This is a genomic window from Streptomyces sp. L500 (assembly GCF_054551825.1).
In genome coordinates this window covers 1-3,751 of the sequence record NZ_JBTOLC010000098.1, presented here as the reverse complement: position 1 = coordinate 3,751, position 3,751 = coordinate 1, and the positions used below count along the sequence as shown (strand labels likewise).

The 3,751-nt window shown below is 69.5% G+C and carries 5 protein-coding genes; 4 read left to right on the top strand and 1 reads right to left on the bottom strand.

All coding sequences use genetic code 11. The features are described from left to right. Positions 1–37: 37 nt before the first annotated feature. Entirely contained in the window at positions 38–817 is a 780-nt protein-coding gene (locus ACX9I7_RS32355; protein WP_459389363.1) for a GntR family transcriptional regulator, read from the bottom strand. 185 nt (positions 818–1,002) lie between these two features. On the opposite strand from ACX9I7_RS32355, the gene ACX9I7_RS32350 reads away from it, so the two are divergent. The 4 genes from ACX9I7_RS32350 to ACX9I7_RS32335 all read left to right on the top strand — a co-directional run. Further along, entirely contained in the window at positions 1,003–1,359 is a 357-nt protein-coding gene (locus tag ACX9I7_RS32350) for an SCO3933 family regulatory protein (protein ID WP_459389362.1), read from the top strand. Further along, complete coding sequence (locus ACX9I7_RS32345) at positions 1,359–2,660, top strand: FtsK/SpoIIIE domain-containing protein (protein ID WP_459389361.1); 1,302 nt, start codon at positions 1,359–1,361, stop codon at positions 2,658–2,660. Before ACX9I7_RS32350 ends, ACX9I7_RS32345 begins: the two co-directional genes overlap by 1 nt. Further along, positions 2,657–2,848 carry a hypothetical protein gene (locus ACX9I7_RS32340; RefSeq protein ID WP_358631190.1) on the top strand — a complete coding sequence of 64 codons (192 nt, stop codon included), beginning with the start codon at positions 2,657–2,659 and terminating at the stop codon, positions 2,846–2,848. Before ACX9I7_RS32345 ends, ACX9I7_RS32340 begins: the two co-directional genes overlap by 4 nt. A gap of 497 nt (positions 2,849–3,345) precedes the next feature. After that, a partial coding sequence (locus tag ACX9I7_RS32335; protein WP_459389360.1) for a replication initiator occupies positions 3,346–3,751 on the top strand: 406 nt, incomplete at its 3' end.

Below are 3,751 nucleotides of genomic sequence, written 5' to 3'. Positions count from 1 at the left end.
TAGAGAAAGTTTGGACCGATCACAGCCCCGGGCGCGGTCAGGAACGAGCGGCCTGCGGTGGGGTCGTGGTGGCGTCGGGGGTGATGCGGTAGGCGAGTTGGGCGCGGCTGGCGCTGACGCGGAGCTCTTCGCGGAGCAAGGGGGCGTTGGCGTTGCCGTGGGTGATGCGGATGGTGTGGAGGACGGGCGTGGCCTCCGGGATCAGCAGCGCGGCGCGCTCGTCGGGCTCGGGCATGCGGGCGCTGACAGTCTCCGACCACCACAGCGCATGCCCGGCCTTGGCGAGAACGGCGTAGATTTCGCCGGGTTGCTGGGAGGGGTTGTCGGCGAGGGTGGTGCCTTCGGCAGTGGCGAAGGGGATGAGGGTGCGGTGCATCAGCCGTGCGCCGGTCTCGTGTTCGGCCATTAGATCGTCACAGGCGAAGAGTGCCTCCCCCTCCTCCACTCCAAGACTGGAGGCGGTTTCCGCGGTGGCCGTCGTGCGGTAGACGGTCGGCTGCTCGACGGGGATCCACAGGGTTCCGTCGTACGACGTGAACTTGCGGCCGTTGCTTCGCACCGACCTGCCGATGGCGATGGCGGGTTCGGGGAGGGCGCGGACGAAGGAGCCCTTGCCGTGGATGACCTCGATCAGCCCCTCCGAGCGCAGTGCGGAGATGGCGTTGCGCACGGTGGGTCGTGAGACGCCGTATCGGGCGATGAGCTGGGATTCGGAGGGGAGCGGGGCGCCCGGGGGGAATTCGCCGGCGCTGATGGCGGTGCGGATCTCGGCTGCCACCTGCTGGTACAGGGCGCCAGGACGCTGGATCTCTCCCACGGTTCGTCTCCCTCGTCGTGCTCGTCGACTGCGGATCCTCGGGCGCGAGGAACCCGTCTCACATCACTCGTCAGCATAAGTGGTTGCCTCGTGCGGCCGATAGGTGCATAGTCGTCACTCGTAAGCACGAGTGACGTCAACCAGGATGGTTGGCGCGCTTCTCGGCCTGAAGGAGGCTGCTCGCTTTGCGCACCATCCCTGTGGATACGACTCGGCTCGGCCTGCTGCGGTGTGTCGTGGCGCCCGAACCGAAGCTCTCGGGACTCGAAAAGAAGGAGGTCAGGAAGGACCAGGACGGCAACACCATCTACACGGTCGGCGTGATGGTCCGGCAGGAAGCACGTCGGGTGTCGGTCATCGAGATCGCTGTGGCCGGTGAACCGGTCGGCGTCCTGGAGGGCGTTGAGGTCAAGGTCACCGGGCTGGAGGCCATCTCCTGGGCCATGGGCGACCGCAGCGGCATCAGCTTCCGCGCTGCCGCCATCACCCCCGCCCCCGCTCCGGCCTCGCCCCCGGCTTCGGGCAAGGGCGGTGGGGCCTGATGGCGACCACCCTCGTCCTCATCGCGGCCGGGCTCGTCTGGCTGCTGGCGGTCCGGTGGCAGATCCGGGAGCTGTACCCGGCCTGGTACTGGTATCTGACCGGCTACCCCGTCACCGCGTTACGGATCATCCGGACCTGGTCCAAGGTCGCCCAGCTCAACGACCTGACAGTCTCCCGCCGCCCGCCCCGGAGCCTGCTGGGCGACCTCATCGTCCGGGGTGAGGCTCTGCGCCCGGCCCCGCCCCGCATCGGGTTCCCGAAACCGACACCAACGGGCGTGCTTCTGGTCGTGCGGCTGCATCCGGGGCAGACCCCGGCGCCGTTCATCGCGGCGGCCGACGCCCTGGCTCATGCCTGGCGCGTCCACGCGGTCCGGGTCACCTCGCCCGAACGCGGCATCGTCCACCTCCTGGCCACCGACTGTGATCCGCTCCAGCGCCCTGGCATCGCCACCGCTCGCACAGAGCTGTTGTCGGCGGTGGTGGGGGTGCTGGAGACCGGTGCCGCGTGGGTGATCGATCTTCGGCTTGTTGCGCACTGGCTCGTCACTGGCGCCACGCAGTCCGGCAAGTCCAACTTGCTCGCCCGGCTCGTGGCCCAGTTCGCTCCGCAGAAGGTGGCCCTGGTCGGGATCGACTGCAAGGGCGGCATGGAGCTCGGGCTGTTCGCCCCACGCCTGTCCGCCCTGACCACGAGCCGGCGTGAAGCCGTTACCGTCCTGGACGCCCTCGTGGTCGAGATGCATGAACGCATGGCGACCTGTCGGGCGGCCATGGTCCGCTCCATCTGGGAACTCCCGAAGTCGCTGCGGCCGGTGCCCATCGTGGTGATCGTGGATGAGCTCGCAGAGCTCTACCTGTCGGACGGTACCCGCGAGAGCCGCCAGGAGGCGGAGCGCTGCTCCACGCTCCTGCTGCGGATCACGCAGCTCGGCGCGGCCCTCGGTCTGCACGTGGTCGTCGTCGGCCAGCGGGTCGGCTCCGAACTCGGCTCCGGGGTGACCGCCCTGCGTGCTCAGCTCTCCGGCCGGGTCTGCCACCGGGTCAACGACCCCGGCACCGCCGAGATGACCTTGGGTGACGTGAACAAGGAGGCGGTGGTGGCCGCCCAGTCGATTACGGCCCGGGAGAAAGGGGTCGCGATCACCACGGATGCGGATGGCCGGTGGACCCGGGCCCGCTCGCACAAGACCACCACCGAGGAAGCGCGCGACATCGCGGCGAAGTACGCCGACCTCACCCCTGCCCTGCGCACGGTCCGCACGGCCCTGCTGGAGGCCACGGAAGGAGACGCGTCGTGAGTGAGAAGGCCGCGTTCCCGATGCTCGTGATCTTCGGGATCGTCACCGTGATGCTGGTCCGCTCCCGCGACATCAAGAAGTGGGAAGCCGTCTGCGTCGGCCTGTTTGGCTTCTACCTCGGCCAGACGGCGGCGGTCTACATGATCGACGAGTTCGTGAAGTGGGTCTTCGCCCGCTTCACCCCCTGAAGGAGGGCCAGCCCGATGCCCATGCGTCCCGTCCGCTGCCCCGTCTGCAAGGGCGAGCGCTCCCGCCGCACCCACACCGGACACCGCCGACGCTGCCGCTGCTGCCGAGGCACCGGCACCATCCGCTGACCCGCCCGCGATCAGTCCTCGTCTTCTTGGCAGAGCAGCAGGCTGAGACCGCTGTTCCCGATGGAGGCATTCACGGCCCGGTCCTCCGACCCGTCCGCTGAAGCCAGAACCTGAAGATCAAGAAGTACCGCTCCCACTACCGCCACCTCGATTCCGTGCGCGCCATTGCCTGCCTCTTCCACGGATACCAGCGGTGATCGAGCACCGGCAGGCGCAAGCACACGGCGCGTGACCCGCACCGACCGCGCACAAGAAGCAGACCAGAGCGAAAGGACTAACCCCATGGACGACCCCACCCCACCACGCCATCACTGCCCTGCCGCGCGAGCGGCCCACCCCGGGAGGTCCCCACCATCCGCCCCGCCCCCATGACCCCGGCTGACAGGCGCGCCGAACTCGACCGCGCGGCGCGCCTGCGCCAACTCCCCGACATCGACCGCGACATCATCCGCCTCGCCGCCGATCCGCTCTTCCCCCGGCTGCTGGAGCAGATCACCGCCACCGGCGGCTGCGCCCGCCCGATCCACCTCACCGGCCGCACCACCACCCGCGACACGGCAACCGGCGAGATCCTGCACCACTACGACACCCGGACCGAGCCCGGCGAACGCCTCCTCGTCCGCTGCGGCACCCGCCGCGCCGCCCTCTGCGCGCCGTGCTCCCGCCTCCACGCCGGCGACACCTTCCACCTCGTCCGCTCCGGCCTCACCGGCGGCAAATCCATCCCCGCCGCCGTCCGTACCCACCCCCGCCTCTTCCTCACCCTCACCGCCC